The following is a 16,845-nucleotide window of genomic DNA, read 5'->3' as shown; positions in this document are numbered from 1 at the left end:
AGGCTCCCTGTTATTGCGCGCTCGAAGCAGCGGCAGCACTCGCCGGCGCGGCGCCCGATGCGGCGGTACCGGACGCGGCGGCGGCGCCGGAACCGGCGGCAGCCGGCGCGGCGGTGGCAGCGGCGACACCCGATGCGGCGCCGGCCGCCGGTGCGAGTTGTGCCTCCACCGACTTCACGGTCGCGCCCGGACGCACCTTCTCGACACCCTGCACGATCACGTGGTCGCCCGCCTGCAGACCGCCTTCGACGATCCAGTCCTGGCCGCGCATGCCCGACGTCTTCAACTGACGCGGCTCGACCTTGTTGCTCGCGTTCACCACCATCGCGATCGCCTGGCCCTTCTGGTCATGCGTGACGCCGATCTGCGGCACCAGGAACGCGTTCTCGTTCACGCCTTCCTCGATGCGCGCGCGCACGAACATCCCCGGCAGCAGCACGCGGCCCGGGTTCGGGAAGACCGCGCGGATCGTCACCGAGCCGGTTGCCTGGTCGACCGTCACGTCGGAGAACTGCAGCTTGCCGGCTTCCGAATACGTCTTGCCGTCCTCGAGGATCAGCGACACCTTCGCCGCGCCCGGACCGCTCGTCTTCAGGCGGCCGCTCTGCACGTCCTGGCGCAGCTTCAACCCGTCGAGGCTCGATTGCGTGAGGTCCACGTACACGGGGTCGAGCTGCTGCACCGTCGACATCAGCGTCGCCTGGCTCGCCTGCACGTAGGCGCCCGGCGTCACTTGCGAAATGCCGACGCGGCCCGTGATCGGCGAGACCACGTCCGTGTAGCCGAGGTTGATCTGCGCGGTGTCGACCGCCGCCTTGCCGGCCGCGACGTCCGCCGCGGCCTGCCCTTGGGTGGCCACCGCGTTGTCGTAGTCCTGCTTGCTGACCGCGTTCGCGGCCACGAGCACCTTGTAGCGCGCGACCAATGCGTTCTGCGTGACGAGGTTCGCCTGCGCCTTCGCGAGCGTCGCCTTCGCGCTGTTCAATGCCGCGATGTACGGCGCCGGATCGATCTTGTAGAGACGTTGGCCAGCCTTGACGTCGGTGCCTTCGGTGAATTCACGGCGCAGCACGATGCCGTCGACCCGTGCGCGCACCTGCGCGACGAGGAATGCGCTGGTACGGCCCGGCAGTTCGCTGAAGATGGGCACGGCTTGCGGCTGGACGGTGACGACGCCGACTTCCGGCGTTTGCGGCGGCGGTGCCGATTCTTTTTTTCCGCATGCAGCCAGGAAAACCGCGGCTGCCGCGACAGTGATCAAGCGGTATGGAACCCGTTCGACGCGCATGGAGCGACCTCTGTGTGTAACCAATGGAATAAGTGCAGCACCCGACGGGAGCGCAACACGGATGCGCCTCGCGGCGCAGATCGAACACCTGAATTACTGGACTGCTAGATACAGCAAGTCGGCACGAGACCTCCATGCCGACGAGATGCCGCGAACTGCGGACTGGTACTTTGGCGGGAATCAGCAGAGTGGGATATTAACTGATTGCCACTTTGGTCATTCGATCGTAGGGTGGTATTGTATATACATTCACGAATGTATGTAAAAAGCCCGCTCGCCCCTCGCCAACCGCTAGGTCTTACGAATTATTACCAGTCGCAAGCATAGCCCGTCCGCACAGCGACGACGAGGGTTACGGACCCTATATTCATCTACGATCGATTCATTCAGGCCTGCACATGGTCAGACGCACCAAGGAGGAGGCGCTCGAGACGCGCAACCGCATTCTCGACGCCGCCGAACACGTGTTCTTCGAGAAGGGCGTGTCACACACGTCGCTCGCGGACATCGCCCAGCACGCCGGCGTGACGCGCGGCGCGATCTACTGGCATTTCGCGAACAAGAGCGAGCTGTTCGACGCGATGTTCGACCGCGTGTTCCTGCCGATCGACGAGCTCAAGCGGATGCCGCTCGATGCGCCCGGCGGCAATCCGCTGGAGAAAATCCGCAGGATCGTGATCTGGTGCCTGCTCGGCGTGCAGCGCGACTCGCAGTTGCGGCGCGTGTTCAGCATCCTGTTCATGAAGTGCGAGTACGTCGCGGACATGGAGCCGCTGCTGCAGCGCAACCGCGCGGGGATGAGCGAAGCGCTGCACGCGATCGATGCCGATCTCGCGGGCGCCGTGCGGCTCAAGCTGCTGCCCGAGCGGCTCGACACATGGCGTGCGACGCTGATGCTGCACACGCTTGTCAGCGGTTTCGTGCGTGACATGCTGATGCTGCCCGACGAGATCGACGCCGAGCAGCATGCGGAACAGCTCGTCGACGGCTGCTTCGACATGATGCGTTACAGCCCGGCGATGCTGAAGACGAACGACTGACCGGCGGCCCCTCCGCCGGTGCGCCGCGCACCGCGGCATCGCGACCGGCCGGTCGATCCGGCCACGCGCGGGCGGCAGCGCCGCTCCGCCCGGTCGCCCCCCTGCTCTCCCCGATTCGCTCAGGCCGCCTTCGCGCGTTGCGCGCGGGCCCGCCGGTTCGACGCGGCCACCGAATCGCGCGCCGGCATCGCCGCGCCGCCGAGTCCCGCGATCCATGCATCGGTCGACATCACGGCCGCGAAATTCGACTGAAACACCACCGTGTACGCGCGGTGAATCTCTTCGGCGCTCGCCGCACCCGCTTCGTTCTCGTACGGCAACGCGCCGGTCGCGTCCGCCAGATACTCGACGGCGAGCCCCGCGTGCGCCGCGTGATAGACCGTCGACGCATTGCAGTTGTGCGTCATGTAGCCGGCGACCGCGAGCGTGTCGATGCCGCGCGCGTCGAGCCATGCGGCGAGATCGGTGCCGGCGAACGAACTCGCCTGCGACTTCACGATCAGGTGCGCATACGGCCGGTCGGCGACGACCGGATGCAGCGCGACGCCGTCCGTGCCCGGCGCGAAGATCGGCGCTCCCGCCGGCGCGACGTGCTGGACGACGATCACGGGCACGCCGGCCGCGTGCGCGGCGTCGATCGCGCGGCCGATGTTCGCCAGCGATGCGTCGACGGGCGGATATTCGATCGGCAGGTTGCCCGTCACGTATTCGTTCTGGACATCGATCACGATCAGCGCACGGCGGGAAGCGGAAGGCAATTGAGCATTCGACATGGCAGGCTCCGGTTTCGGCGGCGCCGCCCCGCTCCGGAACGGGGCGGCCAGCAGCGCGATGCGATGCATTGTCGGATCGCATCGCGCTGACGGACAGTGGCCCGATAGCCATTCTTCGATAGAATCGGGCCATCACTCTTCCGGAGCCCGTCATGCGCGCCGCCGCGTCGTCCGTTGCCCCTGCCCCGACCGTCGTCGCCGTGATTGCGTACGACGGCATCAGCCCGTTTCACCTGTCGGTGCCGTCCGTCGTGTTCGGCAAGGAACGCGACGCGGCCGCGATGCCCGCGTTCGAGTTCCGCGTGTGCTCGGCCGAGCGCGGCCCGCTATCGACGACGGGCGGCTTCACGATCACCGCGCCGTACGGGCTCGAGGCGCTCGACGACGCGGACATCGTCATCGTCCCGGCATGGCGCGACCCCGACGAAGCACCGCCTTACGTGCTGGTCGATGCGGTCCGCGCGGCCGCCGCGCGCGGCGCGCAGGTCGTCGGCCTGTGCCTCGGCGCGTACGTGCTCGCCGCAGCCGGGCTGCTCGACGGGCGCCCGGCCACGACGCACTGGGCGTGGGCCGACGACTTCGCGCAGCGCTTTCCGCGTGTGAAGCTCGACCCCGACGTGCTGTACGTCGACGACGGCAACCTGATGACGTCGGCCGGCACGGCAGCGGGGCTCGACTGCTGCCTGCACGTCGTGCGGCGGCGCTTCGGCTCGGACGCCGCGAACCGAATCGCGCGCCGTCTCGTGATCCCGCCGCACCGCCAGGGCGGGCAGGCCCAATACGTGCCGCAGCCGGTCGCCGCGCATCCGCGCGACGCGCGGCTCGCGGGTCTGCTCGACTGGGTGCGCGCGCATCTGGACATCGCGCACAGCGTGGATTCGCTCGCCGAACGCGTGCTGATGAGCCGGCGCACGTTCACGCGCCACTTCCGCCAGGCGACGGGCACGACCGTCACCGCGTGGCTGCAGGCCGAGCGGCTCACGCGCGCGCAGCATCTGCTGGAAACCACGGGACAATCGATCGACGCAGTCGCACAGGCGGCCGGTTACGGCTCGAGCGTGTCGCTGCGTCAGCATTTCGCGGGCGCGCTCGGCACGTCGCCGTCGGCCTATCGGAGGGAATTTCGCGGCGCCGCGCCCGATGCGCGGCGCTAATGGCCGCCGCGCCGCCGGCGCTCGACCCGGTATCGCGGTGGGCGCCGGCCGCTCAGACGCCGTTGATCCAGCGCGCCGCATACAGCAGCAGCGCGACGAACACGACGATCGCCGCCCACGCCCAGACGGGCAGCGGGCCGGATTCGCGATGATGCACGGCGCTCGCGACGCGGCCGCTCAGCGCGCCGCCGAGGTGCGGCGGCAGCGGACGCTTCGCCGCGGCCATCAGCGACGCGGGCCGCAGGAACACATGCTGGCGACGCTGCGGGCTCGAACGCGCGCGGTTCGGCACGAGACCGTGCTTCGCCTGCACGACCGCGCAGAATTCCCGGAAGAAATCGTCGGTCCACGCGTGCAGCGCATTCTCGATCTGCCGTGCCGGTAGTTCGGCGAGCGGCCCGCTCGCCGTCGCCCACACGACGTATTCGATGCGCGTCGCGGCCGCGTCGTCATCGTCCGGCCGCAGCACCAGCTCGACCTGCCCGCGCAGCGCGCCGAGGCCGTCGGCCCGCGCCTTGAAGTTGAGTACGCGGCGCGGCTGGCCTTCCGCGTCGCCCTGCTCGCTCGCCGAATGCGCACGCACGTCGTAGCGCGCACGCAGCGGGCCGAGCGGCACCGTGATGGTCAGCGCGAATTCGCCGTGCGCGTGCTTCACGAAGGATTCGCAATGGTCGAAGCTCGCCCGCAGCAACGCGAGATCCTCGAGGGCTTCCCGCACGACGGCCGGCGCGAGCGGTACGCGTAACGTGTCGTTCAGTTCCATGATGCCTCCCCGATGAACGCGCGCCGCATCAGGACGTCTCGATGAGACTGTCGACCCGCGCGACATCGAAGGCGACGTAGTGCGCCAGCGCGGACGCGGTCTCCCCCGGTGCCTCGTAACTCCATGCGGCGTTCTCGATCACGCCGTCTTCCGTCTGCAGGTTGAAATACACGGCACGGCCCCTCAGCGGACAATCCGTCGTGACGCTCGACTTCACGAGCCGGTGCATGTTGACGTCGCCGCGCGGCAGGTAATGGATGTCCGGCAGGCCCGTTTCGCGCACGGTCAGCGCGCCGTGCGAATCGGCATACGTGATGCCGCGATGGATCACGCGCACGCGATGGCGGTTCGGCACGATTTCGAGGCGAAGGTCGGCAGCATCGGACATCGTTTCTCCTCCGGACGGCGGCCCCGGCGGGCAAGCCGGGCGCAGGAAACGAAAAAGCCACGGCACAGGTGCCGTGGCTCTCATTATGGGCGAAACCGCTTCCGATTGCGCGGCCTGGCCGCGCCCGCGCGCGATACGCTACTGCGCACTCCACTGGAACGCGGCCTTCGCCCCGCCCTTCGCGCCGACCGTGACCGCGCGCGATTCGTCGCTGCCCTGGTACGACGCGTGCACGGTGTACCGCCCTGGCGGCAGCTTCACGAGCATGTACGGCCCGCGCGCGTCCGTCGTCAGCAGCTCGGTGCCCTTGCCGTCGACGATCCGCACATGGACGTCGGCCAGGAATTCGCCACCCTTGCCGGTGAAGCGCAGTGCGAGCGGCCACGCCGCTTCGCTCTGCTCGAATGCCGTCGATTGATCCTTGCCGATGCCACCCGACACGTAGCTGACATCGCCCTGCTGGCTCGCCGCGGGCAAGCCGTCCGATTGTGCGTACGCGCCGGGCGCGGCGACGGCGAAGCCGGCGGCCAGCGCCGCGGCGGCGGCAAATCGGGACACGTTGCGTAGATATTGCATGGCTCCCTCCTTTTCGGGTCGGAACACAGCACCACGGGCCGAACGCCGGCAGCGCCCGCCAAGGCCGGCAAAGCCGGCCCGCAGCGGCCGCCGGTCAGCTCAGGTCGACCGGCACGAAGATCTGTGCATTATCGCGCTGGATCAGGAGAGCAAGACTGTTGCCCGCTCCCTTGACCGCGTCGCGCAATTGCTCGGCGCTCGTGACCGGGCGGCCGTTCACCGCGAGGATCACGTCGCCGGGCTGGATGCCCGCACTGGCTGCCGGGCCGCCGGCCTGCTGCACGATCAGCCCGTGCGACAGGCTGGTGGCGCTGCGCTCCTGCGGCGTGAGCGGACGCACCGCGACGCCGAGGCGCCCCTGCTCGACGGGGCCGCCGTCGTTCGAGGCCAGCTTCGTGTCGGACATCGCGCCGAGCGTCACGCTGATCGACTTCTTCGACTTGTCGCGCCACACCTGCAGATCGGCCTTCGAGCCCGGCTTCAGGTTCGCGATCTGCGCGGGCAGCGACGTGGAATCGGCAACCGGCGAGCCGTTGACCGCGAGAATCACGTCGCCCGGCTGCAAGCCCGCTTTCGCGGCCGGGCCGTTCGGGTCGACCGAGCTGACGAGCGCGCCGTCCGGCTTCTGCAGCCCGAACGAGCTCGCGAGCGTCTGGTTCAGCCCCTGCACGGCGACGCCGAGGCGGCCGCGGCTCACGTGGCCCGTCTTCACGAGCTCGTCCTTGACCTTGATCGCCTCGTTGATCGGGATCGCGAACGACAGGCCCTGGAAGCCGCCCGTCTGCGAGTAGATCATCGAGTTGATGCCGATCACCTCGCCCTGCAGGTTGAACAACGGGCCGCCCGAATTGCCGGGGTTCACCGGCACGTCGGTCTGGATGAACGGCGTGTAGTTCTCGTCGGGCAGCGAGCGCGATTTCGCGCTGATGATGCCGGACGTGACCGTGTTGTCGAAGCCGTACGGCGAACCGATCGCGACGACCCACTGGCCGACCTTGCTCTGTGCCGGATCGCCGATCTTCACGGTCGGCAGGCCGCTCGCGTCGATCTTCAGCACGGCGACGTCGGACTGCTTGTCGGCGCCGACGACCTTCGCCTTGTACTCGCGCTTGTCGGTCAGCTTGACCGTGACGACGTTCGCGCCGTCGATCACGTGCGCGTTGGTGAGGATGTACCCGTCCGCGCTGACGATGAATCCCGAACCGAGGCTCGCGCTCGGCTGGTCGTCCGGCTGCGTGTCGCCGCCCATGCCCGGCATCTGGCCGTAGAAGTGCTTGAAGAACTGGTAGAACGGATCGCTCGGATCCATCGGCAGCTGCGGCTGCGGCACGCGCCGCGACACCTGCTTCACGACGTGCTTCGCGCTGATGTTCACGACCGCCGGGCCGTAGGTTTCGACCAGCCCGGAGAAATCGGGAATGCCGGTCTTCGCCGCGGCCTCGGCCGGCATCAGCGCGGCGGCCTGCGCGGGCGTGATGATCTGCGGATCGGCGCGGCGGGTGCCTGCGACATAGCCGGCGGACAGGGCAGCCGCCACGGCGACCGCGACGGCGCCGCGCGCAAGGAATCGGGTGTTCATCGTAGGACCTCCTCTTTGTTAGGACGCAGCGTAACGACCCTGACTTAAAGGAGGCTTAATCGACCTTAAACGGGGCTTAGGCCGCCGCCGACGCCGTTCGTCATACGGATTCGGATGCCTGCGGCAACTGCGCCGGCATCTCGGCGTCGCGGAACACGACGCTTACGAGCAGGCCGCCCGCGGCCGCGTCGCCGAGCGTCACCGTCGCGCCCTGCTGCGCCGCGACGCGCTTGACGATCGCCAGCCCGAGCCCGCTGCCCGACACGTCGGCGCGCGCCCGCGCGGAGCTGTCGCGGTAGAAGCGGTCGAACACGCGCTCGCGCTCGTCGGCCGGGATGCCGGGGCCGCTGTCGCCGATCTGCACGCACACGCGGCCGGCCGCGTCGCGAGTCAGCGACACGTCGATGCGGCCGCCGTCCGGTGTGTACTTCACCGCGTTGTCGAGCAGGTTGCCGAACATCACGCGCAGCGCGCCGACATCCGCGACGACGGTCGCCGCGCTGCTTTCCTCGAAGCCGAGATCGATGCTGTGCCGTTGCGCGAGCGGTGCATGCGCGGCCACGCATTCGACGAGCAGCGCCTGCAGATCGACCGGCTCGCGCATCGTCGCGCCGTCCGGTTCGGCGCGCGCCAGCGCGAGCAACTGCTCGGCGAGCCGCGTCGCGCGCGTGACGCCGGCCTGTAGATCGGCAACCGCCTCGCGGCGCGACGTGTCGTCCTTCGCGCGCGCGACGAGCTGCGCCTGGATCTGCACGGCCGCGAGCGGCGTGCGCAGTTCGTGCGCGGCATCGGCGACGAAGGCCTTCTGCGTGTCGAGCGCCGCCGACAGCCGCGCGAGCAGCCCGTTCAGCGCACGCACGAGCGGCTGCACCTCGAGCGGCAGACGCGCATCGGGCAACGGATCGAGCGCTTCGGGCCGGCGCGCCTCGACCGCGCGCGTCACGCGGCCGAGCGGCGCGAGCCCGCGCCCGACGATCACCCAGACCGCCGCCCCGAGGAACGGCAGCAGTACGATCAACGGCCACAGCGTGCGCAGCGCCACGTTCGCCGCGAGCCGGTTGCGCACCGACAGCGGCTGCGCGAGCTGCACGACGTTGTCGCCGACGATCGCGCCGTACACACGCCATTCGCCGCGATCGGTGCGCTCGGTCGAGAAGCCGAGCTCCGCGCGCGGCGCGATCGGCGCACGCGGATGCGAGAAGTACATCAGCACGCCGTTGCGGTTCCAGATCTGGATCACGATGCCTTCGTCGCCGTTGGTGCGCGAACCGAACACCTGCGAGAACGGCTCGGACGGCAGCGCCGCGGCGATTTCCTGCAGCTGGTAGTCGAACAGCTCGTTCGCCTCGGCGAGCGCCTGGCGATAGATGAGCCAGCCCGCGGCGCCCACGCCCGCGACGACGATCGCGAGCAGCCAGATCAGCAATTGATGACGAATCGACCTCACGCGTCAGCTTTCCTTGACGACCATGTAGCCGAGCCCGCGCACGTTGCGGATCAGGTCCGAGCCGAGCTTCTTGCGCAGCGCGTGGATGTAGACCTCGACCGTGTTGCTGCCGATCTCCTCGCCCCAGCCGTACATCTTTTCCTCGAGCTGGCTCTTCGACAGCACCGCGCCGGGCCGCGCGAGCAGCGCCTCGAGCAGCGCGAACTCGCGCGCGGACAGCGCGACGGGCGCGCCGTCGAGCGTCACCTGATGCGACGCGGGATCGAGCGTCAGCGCGCCGTGACGGATCAGCGACTCGCTGCGCCCCGCCTGGCGGCGGATCAGCGCGCGCATCCGCGCGCCCAGTTCGTCGAGGTCGAACGGCTTGACGAGGTAGTCGTCGGCGCCCGCGTCGAGCCCCTTCACGCGATCGGCCACCGCATCGCGCGCGGTGACGATCAGCACCGGCAGCGACAGCCCGCGCGCGCGCAAAGTGCGCAGCACGTCGATGCCGTCGCGCTTCGGCAGGCCGAGGTCGAGCAGCAGCAGGTCGTACGTCTCGCCGCCGAGCGCCGTGAGCGCGGCGTCGCCGTCCTGCACCCAGTCGACCGCGAAGCCGTCGGCGCGCAACGCCTTGCGTACGCCCTCGGCAATCATTCGATCGTCTTCAACAAGCAGAATCCGCATCGGAGCTGGAACCCATCGGGCGAGTGAAACATGGCGACCATTGTAGCGCCGCGAATCGCGTGCGCCCCGTGCAATGCAACAGAAAGGCGGATTGCAAGGGACGTGTGCGCACTTGTCTCTACAATGTGCGCTCCGGCGCCGCGCGCGCCCTGCCCGAATCCCGTGCTTTTCCCGTATTCGCCCATGCCGATTTCCGACCTTTCCGTCCGGTTCGCCCCCCGCGCCCGCCCGTTCCTGCGCGCGGCCGCCGTCGTCGCCACCTGCACGGCCCTTGCGTTCGCACCGTCCGCGCAGGCCCGCAAGAAGTCCCACAAGGAAGCGCGCAAGACCGCCGTCGTGTCGCCCGCCGCGCGGGCGGCCGGCCTGCCGGCGTCCGTGCTCGTCGCGCTGCAGCGCGCGAAGGTGCCGGCGTCTGCGATGAGCGTCGTCGTCGAGCGCGTCGGCGATCCCGAGCCGCTGATCGCATGGAATGCGAACCGACCGATGATGCCGGCGTCGACGATGAAGCTCGTCACGACCTTCTCGGGCCTGTCGATCCTCGGCCCCGACTACCGCTGGCGCACCACCGCGTATGCGGACGGCCCGGTCGATCCGGACGGCACGCTGCAGGGCAACCTGTACATCAAGGGCACCGGCGATCCGAAGCTCGTACCGGAGGAACTGATCGACCTCGTCGACAAGATCCGCAAGGCCGGCGTGAAGCGCGTGGCCGGCGGCCTCGTGCTCGACAAGAGCTATTTCGCCGCGTCGACGCGCGACCTGCCGTCGTTCGACGACGACGCGAGCGCACCGTACAACGTCGGCCCCGATCCGCTGCTGTATGCGTTCAAGGCCGTGTCGTTCACGGTCACGCCGGGCGACGACGGCAAGATCGCCGTCGACGTGCTGCCGCCGCTCGCGAACCTGTCGATCGACAACCAGCTGTACGAGGGCACCGGGTCGTGCGGCGCGGCGGCGGCGGCCGCGCGCCCGACGCTGTCGGCCGGCGGCGGGATCATGACCGCGTCGTTCGCCGGCGACTATCCGCTGCGCTGCGGCGCGCACACGACCAACCTCGCGATCCTCGATCACACGACGTTCTTCGCGCGCGGCTTCCTCGCGCTGTGGCAGCAGGACGGCGGCACGATCGCGGGCCCCGTCAGCGAAGGCAAGGTGCCGACCGCCGCGCGCCCGCTCGCCGTCCATCACAGCCCCGTGCTCGGCAGCATCGTCTACGACATCAACAAGTTCAGCAACAACGTGATGGCGCGCAACCTGTTCCTGACGATCGGCGCGGCCGCCGGCAAGCCGCCCGCGAGCCCCGAGCAGTCGAGCCGCGCGATTCACGCGTTCCTGCAGAAGAGCGGAATCGCGATGCCCGACCTCGACCTCGAGAACGGCTCGGGCCTGTCGCGCGAGGAGCACGTGAGCGCGCAGTCGCTCGCCGCGCTGCTGCAGGCCGCGAACGCGAGCCCCGTCGCGCAGGCGTTCATCGATTCGCTGCCGATCGCCGGCATCGACGGCACGATGAAGAACCGCCTGACCAACGCCGGCGTGCTCGGCAACGCGCACATCAAGACCGGCACGCTGCGCGACGTGCGCGCTATCGCGGGCTACGTCGCGGGCGCCGACGGCCAGAGCTACATCGTCGTCAGCTTCATCAACGACGATCACGCGGAAGCCGCGCGCGCCGCGCACGACACGCTGCTCGAATGGATCTACGCGGGCGCGCACTGACGACGCACTCGCCGCGACGCGGCGCGGCGCACGCATGTCCGGCTGTTGGCTTGCGTCGATCGCAGGGAGACACCGTGCGTCGGGCGCCCCGCCGCCGGCGATTTCGCCCCGTGCGGTTTGAAACGACCTCGGCCGCGGCGCGCCGCACACGGCCCGCCAGCCGTGCCCAAAAAACGGGGCCGCACCGCGTAGCCCCGTTGCGCATGACTTCCGTAGAAACCCTGTCCTCTGAGGGAACCCTCTACGCTCCCCCCTCGCCTAGCGCGTGGCGATTGCGTAGGCTGTTGGCCTGACCGATATCTACAACGGGCCGTACGCCCGGCTTCACGGCTTGCAGGGGAAAGGAGGAGACACGTCCATGCGATTCGACGTCGAATTGCTTCTGCTCGCGCTGGCGCCCGTCTTCCTGCTCTGCATCGCGTGGGAAGCCTGGCACCTCGCCCGCACGCGTGCGCAGGACCATGTCTATGCATGGCGCGACACGCTGTGCAACGCGGCGCTCGCACTGATGCACCAGGGCGCCGACAAGCTCGCGTGGCTGTTCGTGATCCCCGTTTATGCGTACTGCTACGCACATTTCCGGCTGTTCACGTGGCACGACGGCTGGCTGTCGTTCGCCGTGCTGTTCGTCGGCCAGGACTTCCTCTACTACGTGTTCCATCGCGCGAGCCATCGCGTGCGCTGGCTGTGGGCCGCGCACGTCGTGCATCACTCGTCCGAGCGGATGAATTTCTCGACCGCGTTCCGGCAGAGCCTGATGTATCCCGTCGCGGGCATGTGGGCGTTCTGGCTGCCGCTCGCGTTCCTCGGCTTTCCGCCGCAGCAGATCGTCGGCATCGTGCTGATCAACCTCGCGTTCCAGTTCTTCGTGCACACGCAGGCGATCGGCAAGCTCGGCTGGCTCGAATACGTGTTCAACACGCCGTCGATCCATCGCGCGCACCATGCACGCAACCCGCGCTACATCGACCGCAATTACGCAGGTGTGCTCGTGATCTGGGACCGCCTGTTCGGCAGCTACGTCGAGGAGTCGCCCGACGATCCGCCGCAATACGGAATCGTCGAGCCGCTCGGCTCGAACAATCCGCTCGTCGCGACGTTTCACGAGTGGGTGTCGATGGCGGCCGACGCGTTGCGCGTCCACGGATGGCGCAACAAGCTGCGCGCGATTTTCGGCCCGCCCGAATGGGCGAGCGCTTATCATGCGCAGATCGCCGAGGCCGCGAATCGCGATCCGCGCACCGTGCCGCTTGCGGCCGTGCGCGACCAATAACCGTTTCAGCCAACGGCCGCCGCGCAGCCCGGATCCGAGCCGGCGCGCGGCAGATGAGAAACACATCGGGCCATATCTACGAGGAGATCGAACGATGCAGTCACAACGACAATTCCCGTCGCGCACCCGTCAACGCCTGCTGCGCACCGCGCAGGTCGCGATCGCGGGCGCCGCGCTCGCCCTGCTCGCCGCGTGCGGCGGCGGCGACGACAACAACAGCAGCGCGTCGAACACGCCGCCGTCCGGCGTGAAGATGCAGGTCGTGTCGTTCGGCGACAGCCTGTCGGACGCCGGCACCTACTCGCAGATCAAGCTCGGCTTCGGCGGCGGCCGCTTCACGACCAACCCCGGCCAGGTGTGGACGCAGGACGTCGCGCAGTACTACGGCGACACGCTGCAGCCCGCGAACCAGGGCGGCTTCGGCATTCCGCTGCAGGCCACGGGCGGCCTCGGCTACGCGCAGGGCGGCTCGCGCGTGACGCTGCAACCGGGTATCGGCCACGCCACCTCGAGCGTGCCGAACGCCGACTACGCGCAGGCCACGACGACCCCGATCGCCGACCAGGTCAAGCAATACCTGACGCAGCACGGCAGCTTCAACGCCGGCCAGATCGTGCTGATCAACGGCGGCGCCAACGACATCTTCTATCAGGCACAGGTCGCGCAGGCGCAGGGCAACACGCCGGCCGCGCAGCTCGCGGCCGCGCAGGCGATCGGCCTCGCCGCGCAGCAGCTCGGCGGCATCGTCCAGCAGATCGTCGCGGCCGGCGCGTCGCACGTGTTCGTCGCGACGGTGCCGGACATCGGCGGCACGCCGCTCGCACTGCAAGGCGGCCCGCAGACGCAAGCCGCGTTCACGCAGCTGTCGGGGCTGTTCAACCAGACGCTGGTCGGCACGCTCGCCGCGCTGAAGGTCGACACGACGAAGTACGCGGTGGTCGATGCGTTCAAGTGGCAGGACGGCATCGCGGCCAACTACCAGGCGAACGGCTTCAGCGTGTCGAACACCGACACCGCATGCAACCTGAAGGCGATGGTCGCGGCGGCGACCCAGTACGGCGTCGCGGACGCGACCGCCTTCGGCTCGTCGCTGTTCTGCTCGCCGCAGACCTACACGACCGCCAACGCGGACCAGACCTACATGTTCGCCGACACGGTCCACCCGACGACGCGCCTGCACGCGCTGTTCGCGCAGTACGTCGAACAGCAGATCGCGGCCTCGGGCGTCGGCAAGTAAGCCGGGCGCCACGCGCGCAAGCGAAAACGCCCGACCGGTTCGCCGGTCGGGCGTTTTTCATTTCATGAGCGGATACGAACGACTGCGTCAGTCGCGCGCTTCGAATGCGGCGGCCGCACGACCGAGACGATCGTTGACCGCGATCCATTCAACGGTCTCGGGCAGTTTCTCAACGAGGATGCGAGCGACCTGCGCGCGGTCCAGCGCGCGCAGCATGCCGTACAGGTCGCGCGCATACGCCTGCGGATCTTCCGGCGCCGCGACGAAATGCACGCCGTCGGCCTGCGCCCAGCGTCCCGCGCGCGACGCGCGTGCGACGAGCGCGACACGTTCGCCATCGGTCTGCGCCGCCGCGAGCAGCGGCTCGAGCGCATCGAACGGCAGCAGCGCGAGCGGCGTGCGCGGCGCGTAATGCGCCTTCAGCGTGCCCGACGCGCGCGGTGCGGTCGCGTCGCTGCCGTCGGGCAGGCGCGGCGCGCGGCCGAGCACGTCGGCGATCTGCTGCGGCGTCACGTGGCCGGGGCGCAGTAGCGCCGGGAAGCCGCGCGACAGGTCGAGGATCGTCGATTCGATGCCGACTTCCGATGGGCCGCCATCGAGCACGTGCACGGTGTCGCCGAATTCGTCGCGCACGTGTTGGGCGGTGGTCGGGCTCACGTGACCGAAGCGGTTCGCGGACGGCGCGGCGACGCCGCCGTGGCCGCCGCGCCGCGCGCTGAACGCGGCCAGCAGCGCCTGCGCGACCGGATGCGACGGACAGCGCAGGCCGACCGAATCCTGACCACCGCTCACGGCGTCCGGAATGCGCGCATGGCGCTTCAGGATCAGCGTCAGCGGGCCTGGCCAGAATTCATCGATCAGCGCCCGCGCATCGGCCGGCAGGTCTTCGACCCAGTAACCGGGATCGCCGCCGGGCGGCAGGTGCACGATCACCGGATGGTTCGCCGGACGCCCCTTCGCCGCGTAAATGCGCGCGACGGCCTCGGGATTCGCCGCGTCGCCGCCGAGCCCGTACACGGTTTCGGTCGGGAACGCGACGAGTTGCCCCGCGTCGAGCAGCGCGGCAGCCGCGTCGATCTGAGCGGGCGTCACGGAGTTCGGGAGATCGATGGACATCGGCTGGCGCCTCAGTCGAGCGGCACGCGCAGCAGCTGCGCGCACGCGGTGGCGGCGGCAACGGCATCGTCGCGCGTCTCGGCCGTGAAGTTCACGTGGCCCATCTTGCGGCCGACGCGCGCTTCTTCCTTGCCGTACAGGTGCAGGTGCGCAGCCGGCATCGCGGCGACCGTGTCCCACGGCGGCGTGACGGCCTCGGCCGCGGCGCCGTTCGGGAACCACACGTCGCCGAGGATGTTCAGCATCGCGGCCGGCGAATGCTGGCGCGGATTGCCGAGCGGCATGCGCGTCATCGCGCGCACCTGCTGCTCGAACTGGCTCGTTGCGCACGCATCGACCGTGTAGTGACCAGAGTTGTGCGGGCGCGGCGCCATTTCGTTCGCGACGAACGAGCCGTCTTCCAGCACGAAGAATTCGACGCAGAGCACACCGACGTAGCCGAGCGTATCGGCGATCCGGACGGCTGCCTGCTGCGCCTCCTCGACGCGCGCGGCATCGGCGGCCGGCGCCGGCACGACGGTCAGCGCGAGGATGCCGTTGTGATGCACGTTCTGCGCGAGCGGGAATGCGGCCGAGCGGCCGTCCGCGCCGCGCGCGATCAGCGCGGACACTTCGTATTTCAGCGGCAGGCGCTTTTCGAGCACGCACGGCACGCCGCCGAGCGACGCATGCGCGTCGCGCGCTTCCCGCGCGGTGTTCACGCGCACCTGGCCCTTGCCGTCGTAACCGAGGCGCGCCGTCTTCAGGATGCCCGGCAGCACCGCGTCGAGCGCGGCATCGTCGAGCGCGGCGAGCGCCGCCGCCGATTCGATCACGACGTGCGGTGCGACCGGCACGCCCGACGCCTCGATGAAACGCTTCTCCGCGATCCGGTCCTGCGCGACCGCGACGCAGCGGCCGGCCGGTGCGACGAACGTCGTGCGCGCGAGGAAATCGAGGCTCGCGGCCGGCACGTTCTCGAATTCCGTCGACACGGCATCGCACAGCCCGGCCAGTTCGGCGAGCGCGGCTTCGTCGTCGTAGGCCGCGCGCAGGTGACGGTCGGCGACCGCGCCGGCGGGGCTCGTCGGATCGGGATCGAGCACGGCGACGCGATAGCCCATCGACTGGGCGGCAAAGCAGAACATGCGGCCGAGCTGGCCGCCGCCGACCATGCCCAGCCACGCGCCGGGCAGGATCGGGGAAACGGAATCAGGAGTTGCGGTCATGTCAGTGGTCGGTCGCGGCGGGCGCTGCCCGCCGCAGTGATGAGGATCAGGCGGCCGCTGGAACGGCAGTGCGGCCGCCGGTGCGCCGTCATGCGAGCGGCGGCAGCACCATCGCGTGCGCGGCTTCGTTCTGGCGCACGCGGAACGCGGCGAGGCGGTTCGCGTAGTCGACCGACGTGCCGGACAGAATCGACACCGCGAACAGCGCGGCGTTCGCGGCGCCGGCCTCGCCGATCGCGAACGTCGCGACCGGCACGCCCTTCGGCATCTGCACGATCGAGTGCAGCGAATCGACGCCCTTCAGGTACTTGCTCGCGACCGGTACGCCGAGCACCGGCACCGTGGTTTTCGCGGCCAGCATGCCGGGCAGGTGCGCGGCACCGCCGGCGCCCGCGATGATCGCGCGCAGCCCGCGCTCGCGCGCCTTCTCCGCGTAGTCGAACATCTCGTCGGGCATCCGGTGCGCGGACACGACCTTCGCTTCGTACGGCACGCCGAATTCCTGCAGGATCGCGACCGCGTTCTTCATCACGTCCCAGTCGGAACTCGAACCCATCAGCACGCCGACGAGCGGCGCGCTGTGCGTGTGGGCAGTCTGGACTTCACTCATTTCGTGCGTTC

The 16,845-nt window shown here is 69.3% G+C and carries 16 protein-coding genes; 5 read left to right on the top strand and 11 right to left on the bottom strand.

All coding sequences use genetic code 11. The features are described 5' to 3' along the window. Positions 1–10: 10 nt before the first annotated feature. Positions 11–1,288, bottom strand: a complete 1,278-nt coding sequence (locus HWX22_RS14760) for an efflux RND transporter periplasmic adaptor subunit (RefSeq protein ID WP_175915891.1) — start codon at positions 1,286–1,288, stop codon at positions 11–13. Between the two features lie 398 nt (positions 1,289–1,686). On the opposite strand from HWX22_RS14760, the gene HWX22_RS14755 reads away from it, so the two are divergent. Next, a complete protein-coding gene (locus HWX22_RS14755; protein ID WP_175911265.1) occupies positions 1,687–2,328 on the top strand; it encodes a TetR family transcriptional regulator in 642 nt (213 codons plus the stop codon). Between the two features lie 119 nt (positions 2,329–2,447). Here HWX22_RS14755 and HWX22_RS14750 read toward each other — a convergent pair whose 3' ends face one another. Then, positions 2,448–3,101, bottom strand: a complete 654-nt coding sequence (locus HWX22_RS14750) for a cysteine hydrolase family protein (protein ID WP_175911266.1) — start codon at positions 3,099–3,101, stop codon at positions 2,448–2,450. 152 nt (positions 3,102–3,253) lie between these two features. Between HWX22_RS14750 and HWX22_RS14745 the strand changes: the two genes are divergently transcribed. Then, complete coding sequence (locus HWX22_RS14745; protein ID WP_175915890.1) at positions 3,254–4,255, top strand: helix-turn-helix domain-containing protein; 1,002 nt, start codon at positions 3,254–3,256, stop codon at positions 4,253–4,255. 52 nt (positions 4,256–4,307) lie between these two features. Here HWX22_RS14745 and HWX22_RS14740 read toward each other — a convergent pair whose 3' ends face one another. From HWX22_RS14740 to HWX22_RS14715, 6 genes are all read right to left on the bottom strand, one after another. Then, positions 4,308–5,018, bottom strand: a complete 711-nt coding sequence (locus tag HWX22_RS14740) for an SRPBCC domain-containing protein (RefSeq protein WP_059690609.1) — start codon at positions 5,016–5,018, stop codon at positions 4,308–4,310. Positions 5,019–5,046: 28 nt separating this feature from the next. Continuing rightward, the gene (locus HWX22_RS14735; RefSeq protein WP_175915889.1) at positions 5,047–5,406 is read right to left on the bottom strand and encodes a DUF427 domain-containing protein; all 360 of its coding nucleotides are present in this window, start codon (positions 5,404–5,406) and stop codon (positions 5,047–5,049) included. Between the two features lie 138 nt (positions 5,407–5,544). Beyond that, a complete protein-coding gene (locus tag HWX22_RS14730; RefSeq protein WP_059527962.1) occupies positions 5,545–5,982 on the bottom strand; it encodes a carboxypeptidase-like regulatory domain-containing protein in 438 nt (145 codons plus the stop codon). A 94-nt stretch (positions 5,983–6,076) separates the two neighbouring features. Then, on the bottom strand, positions 6,077–7,561 hold the full coding sequence (locus HWX22_RS14725; protein WP_175915888.1) for a DegQ family serine endoprotease: 1,485 nt from the start codon (positions 7,559–7,561) through the stop codon (positions 6,077–6,079). Between the two features lie 100 nt (positions 7,562–7,661). After that, positions 7,662–9,008 (bottom strand): ATP-binding protein, encoded by a 1,347-nt coding sequence (locus HWX22_RS14720; protein ID WP_175915887.1) that lies wholly within the window; start codon positions 9,006–9,008, stop codon positions 7,662–7,664. Positions 9,009–9,011: 3 nt separating this feature from the next. Beyond that, positions 9,012–9,674, bottom strand: coding sequence for a response regulator (locus tag HWX22_RS14715; RefSeq protein WP_040141750.1), 663 nt, complete (start codon positions 9,672–9,674; stop codon positions 9,012–9,014). Between the two features lie 183 nt (positions 9,675–9,857). Between HWX22_RS14715 and dacB the strand changes: the two genes are divergently transcribed. The 3 genes from dacB (at position 9,858) to HWX22_RS14700 (ending at position 13,900) form a co-directional block, all read left to right on the top strand. Further along, entirely contained in the window at positions 9,858–11,390 is a 1,533-nt protein-coding gene (gene dacB / locus HWX22_RS14710; RefSeq protein ID WP_175915886.1) for a D-alanyl-D-alanine carboxypeptidase/D-alanyl-D-alanine-endopeptidase, read from the top strand. Between the two features lie 358 nt (positions 11,391–11,748). Beyond that, positions 11,749–12,663 (top strand): sterol desaturase family protein, encoded by a 915-nt coding sequence (locus HWX22_RS14705; RefSeq protein WP_059527973.1) that lies wholly within the window; start codon positions 11,749–11,751, stop codon positions 12,661–12,663. Between the two features lie 94 nt (positions 12,664–12,757). Next, positions 12,758–13,900, top strand: a complete 1,143-nt coding sequence (locus HWX22_RS14700) for an SGNH/GDSL hydrolase family protein (protein WP_175915885.1) — start codon at positions 12,758–12,760, stop codon at positions 13,898–13,900. 87 nt (positions 13,901–13,987) lie between these two features. Here the strand turns inward: HWX22_RS14700 and HWX22_RS14695 are convergent, their stop codons facing one another. The 3 genes from HWX22_RS14695 to purE form a co-directional block, all read right to left on the bottom strand. Next, positions 13,988–15,016 carry an L-threonylcarbamoyladenylate synthase gene (locus tag HWX22_RS14695; RefSeq protein ID WP_175911275.1) on the bottom strand — a complete coding sequence of 343 codons (1,029 nt, stop codon included), beginning with the start codon at positions 15,014–15,016 and terminating at the stop codon, positions 13,988–13,990. 11 nt (positions 15,017–15,027) lie between these two features. Beyond that, positions 15,028–16,224 carry a 5-(carboxyamino)imidazole ribonucleotide synthase gene (locus HWX22_RS14690; RefSeq protein WP_059527982.1) on the bottom strand — a complete coding sequence of 399 codons (1,197 nt, stop codon included), beginning with the start codon at positions 16,222–16,224 and terminating at the stop codon, positions 15,028–15,030. Positions 16,225–16,312: 88 nt separating this feature from the next. After that, positions 16,313–16,834 (bottom strand): 5-(carboxyamino)imidazole ribonucleotide mutase, encoded by a 522-nt coding sequence (purE, locus tag HWX22_RS14685; RefSeq protein ID WP_012364611.1) that lies wholly within the window; start codon positions 16,832–16,834, stop codon positions 16,313–16,315. Positions 16,835–16,845: the final 11 nt, after the last annotated feature.

The sequence above is a fragment of the Burkholderia sp. BCC1638 genome (genome assembly GCF_902833195.1).
Lineage (GTDB): Bacteria > Pseudomonadota > Gammaproteobacteria > Burkholderiales > Burkholderiaceae > Burkholderia > Burkholderia diffusa.
The sequence above is the reverse complement of the archived record's forward strand: the minus strand, read 5'-3'. Positions and strand labels throughout refer to the sequence as shown.

Excerpts from the sequence above, each read along its gene's own strand:
- HWX22_RS14715 (WP_040141750.1), bottom strand. The coding sequence starts at position 9,674 with ATGCGGATTCTGCTTGTTGAAGACGATCGAATGATTGCCGAGGGCGTA.
- HWX22_RS14705 (WP_059527973.1), top strand. The coding sequence starts at position 11,749 with ATGCGATTCGACGTCGAATTGCTTCTGCTCGCGCTGGCGCCCGTCTTC.
- purE (WP_012364611.1), bottom strand. The coding sequence starts at position 16,834 with ATGAGTGAAGTCCAGACTGCCCACACGCACAGCGCGCCGCTCGTCGGC.
- HWX22_RS14690 (WP_059527982.1), bottom strand. The coding sequence starts at position 16,224 with ATGACCGCAACTCCTGATTCCGTTTCCCCGATCCTGCCCGGCGCGTGG.
- HWX22_RS14700 (WP_175915885.1), top strand. The coding sequence starts at position 12,758 with ATGCAGTCACAACGACAATTCCCGTCGCGCACCCGTCAACGCCTGCTG.
- HWX22_RS14755 (WP_175911265.1), top strand. The coding sequence starts at position 1,687 with ATGGTCAGACGCACCAAGGAGGAGGCGCTCGAGACGCGCAACCGCATT.
- HWX22_RS14725 (WP_175915888.1), bottom strand. The coding sequence starts at position 7,561 with ATGAACACCCGATTCCTTGCGCGCGGCGCCGTCGCGGTCGCCGTGGCG.
- HWX22_RS14730 (WP_059527962.1), bottom strand. The coding sequence starts at position 5,982 with ATGCAATATCTACGCAACGTGTCCCGATTTGCCGCCGCCGCGGCGCTG.
- HWX22_RS14760 (WP_175915891.1), bottom strand. The coding sequence starts at position 1,288 with ATGCGCGTCGAACGGGTTCCATACCGCTTGATCACTGTCGCGGCAGCC.
- dacB (WP_175915886.1), top strand. The coding sequence starts at position 9,858 with ATGCCGATTTCCGACCTTTCCGTCCGGTTCGCCCCCCGCGCCCGCCCG.
- HWX22_RS14740 (WP_059690609.1), bottom strand. The coding sequence starts at position 5,018 with ATGGAACTGAACGACACGTTACGCGTACCGCTCGCGCCGGCCGTCGTG.
- HWX22_RS14745 (WP_175915890.1), top strand. The coding sequence starts at position 3,254 with ATGCGCGCCGCCGCGTCGTCCGTTGCCCCTGCCCCGACCGTCGTCGCC.
- HWX22_RS14695 (WP_175911275.1), bottom strand. The coding sequence starts at position 15,016 with ATGTCCATCGATCTCCCGAACTCCGTGACGCCCGCTCAGATCGACGCG.
- HWX22_RS14750 (WP_175911266.1), bottom strand. The coding sequence starts at position 3,101 with ATGTCGAATGCTCAATTGCCTTCCGCTTCCCGCCGTGCGCTGATCGTG.
- HWX22_RS14735 (WP_175915889.1), bottom strand. The coding sequence starts at position 5,406 with ATGTCCGATGCTGCCGACCTTCGCCTCGAAATCGTGCCGAACCGCCAT.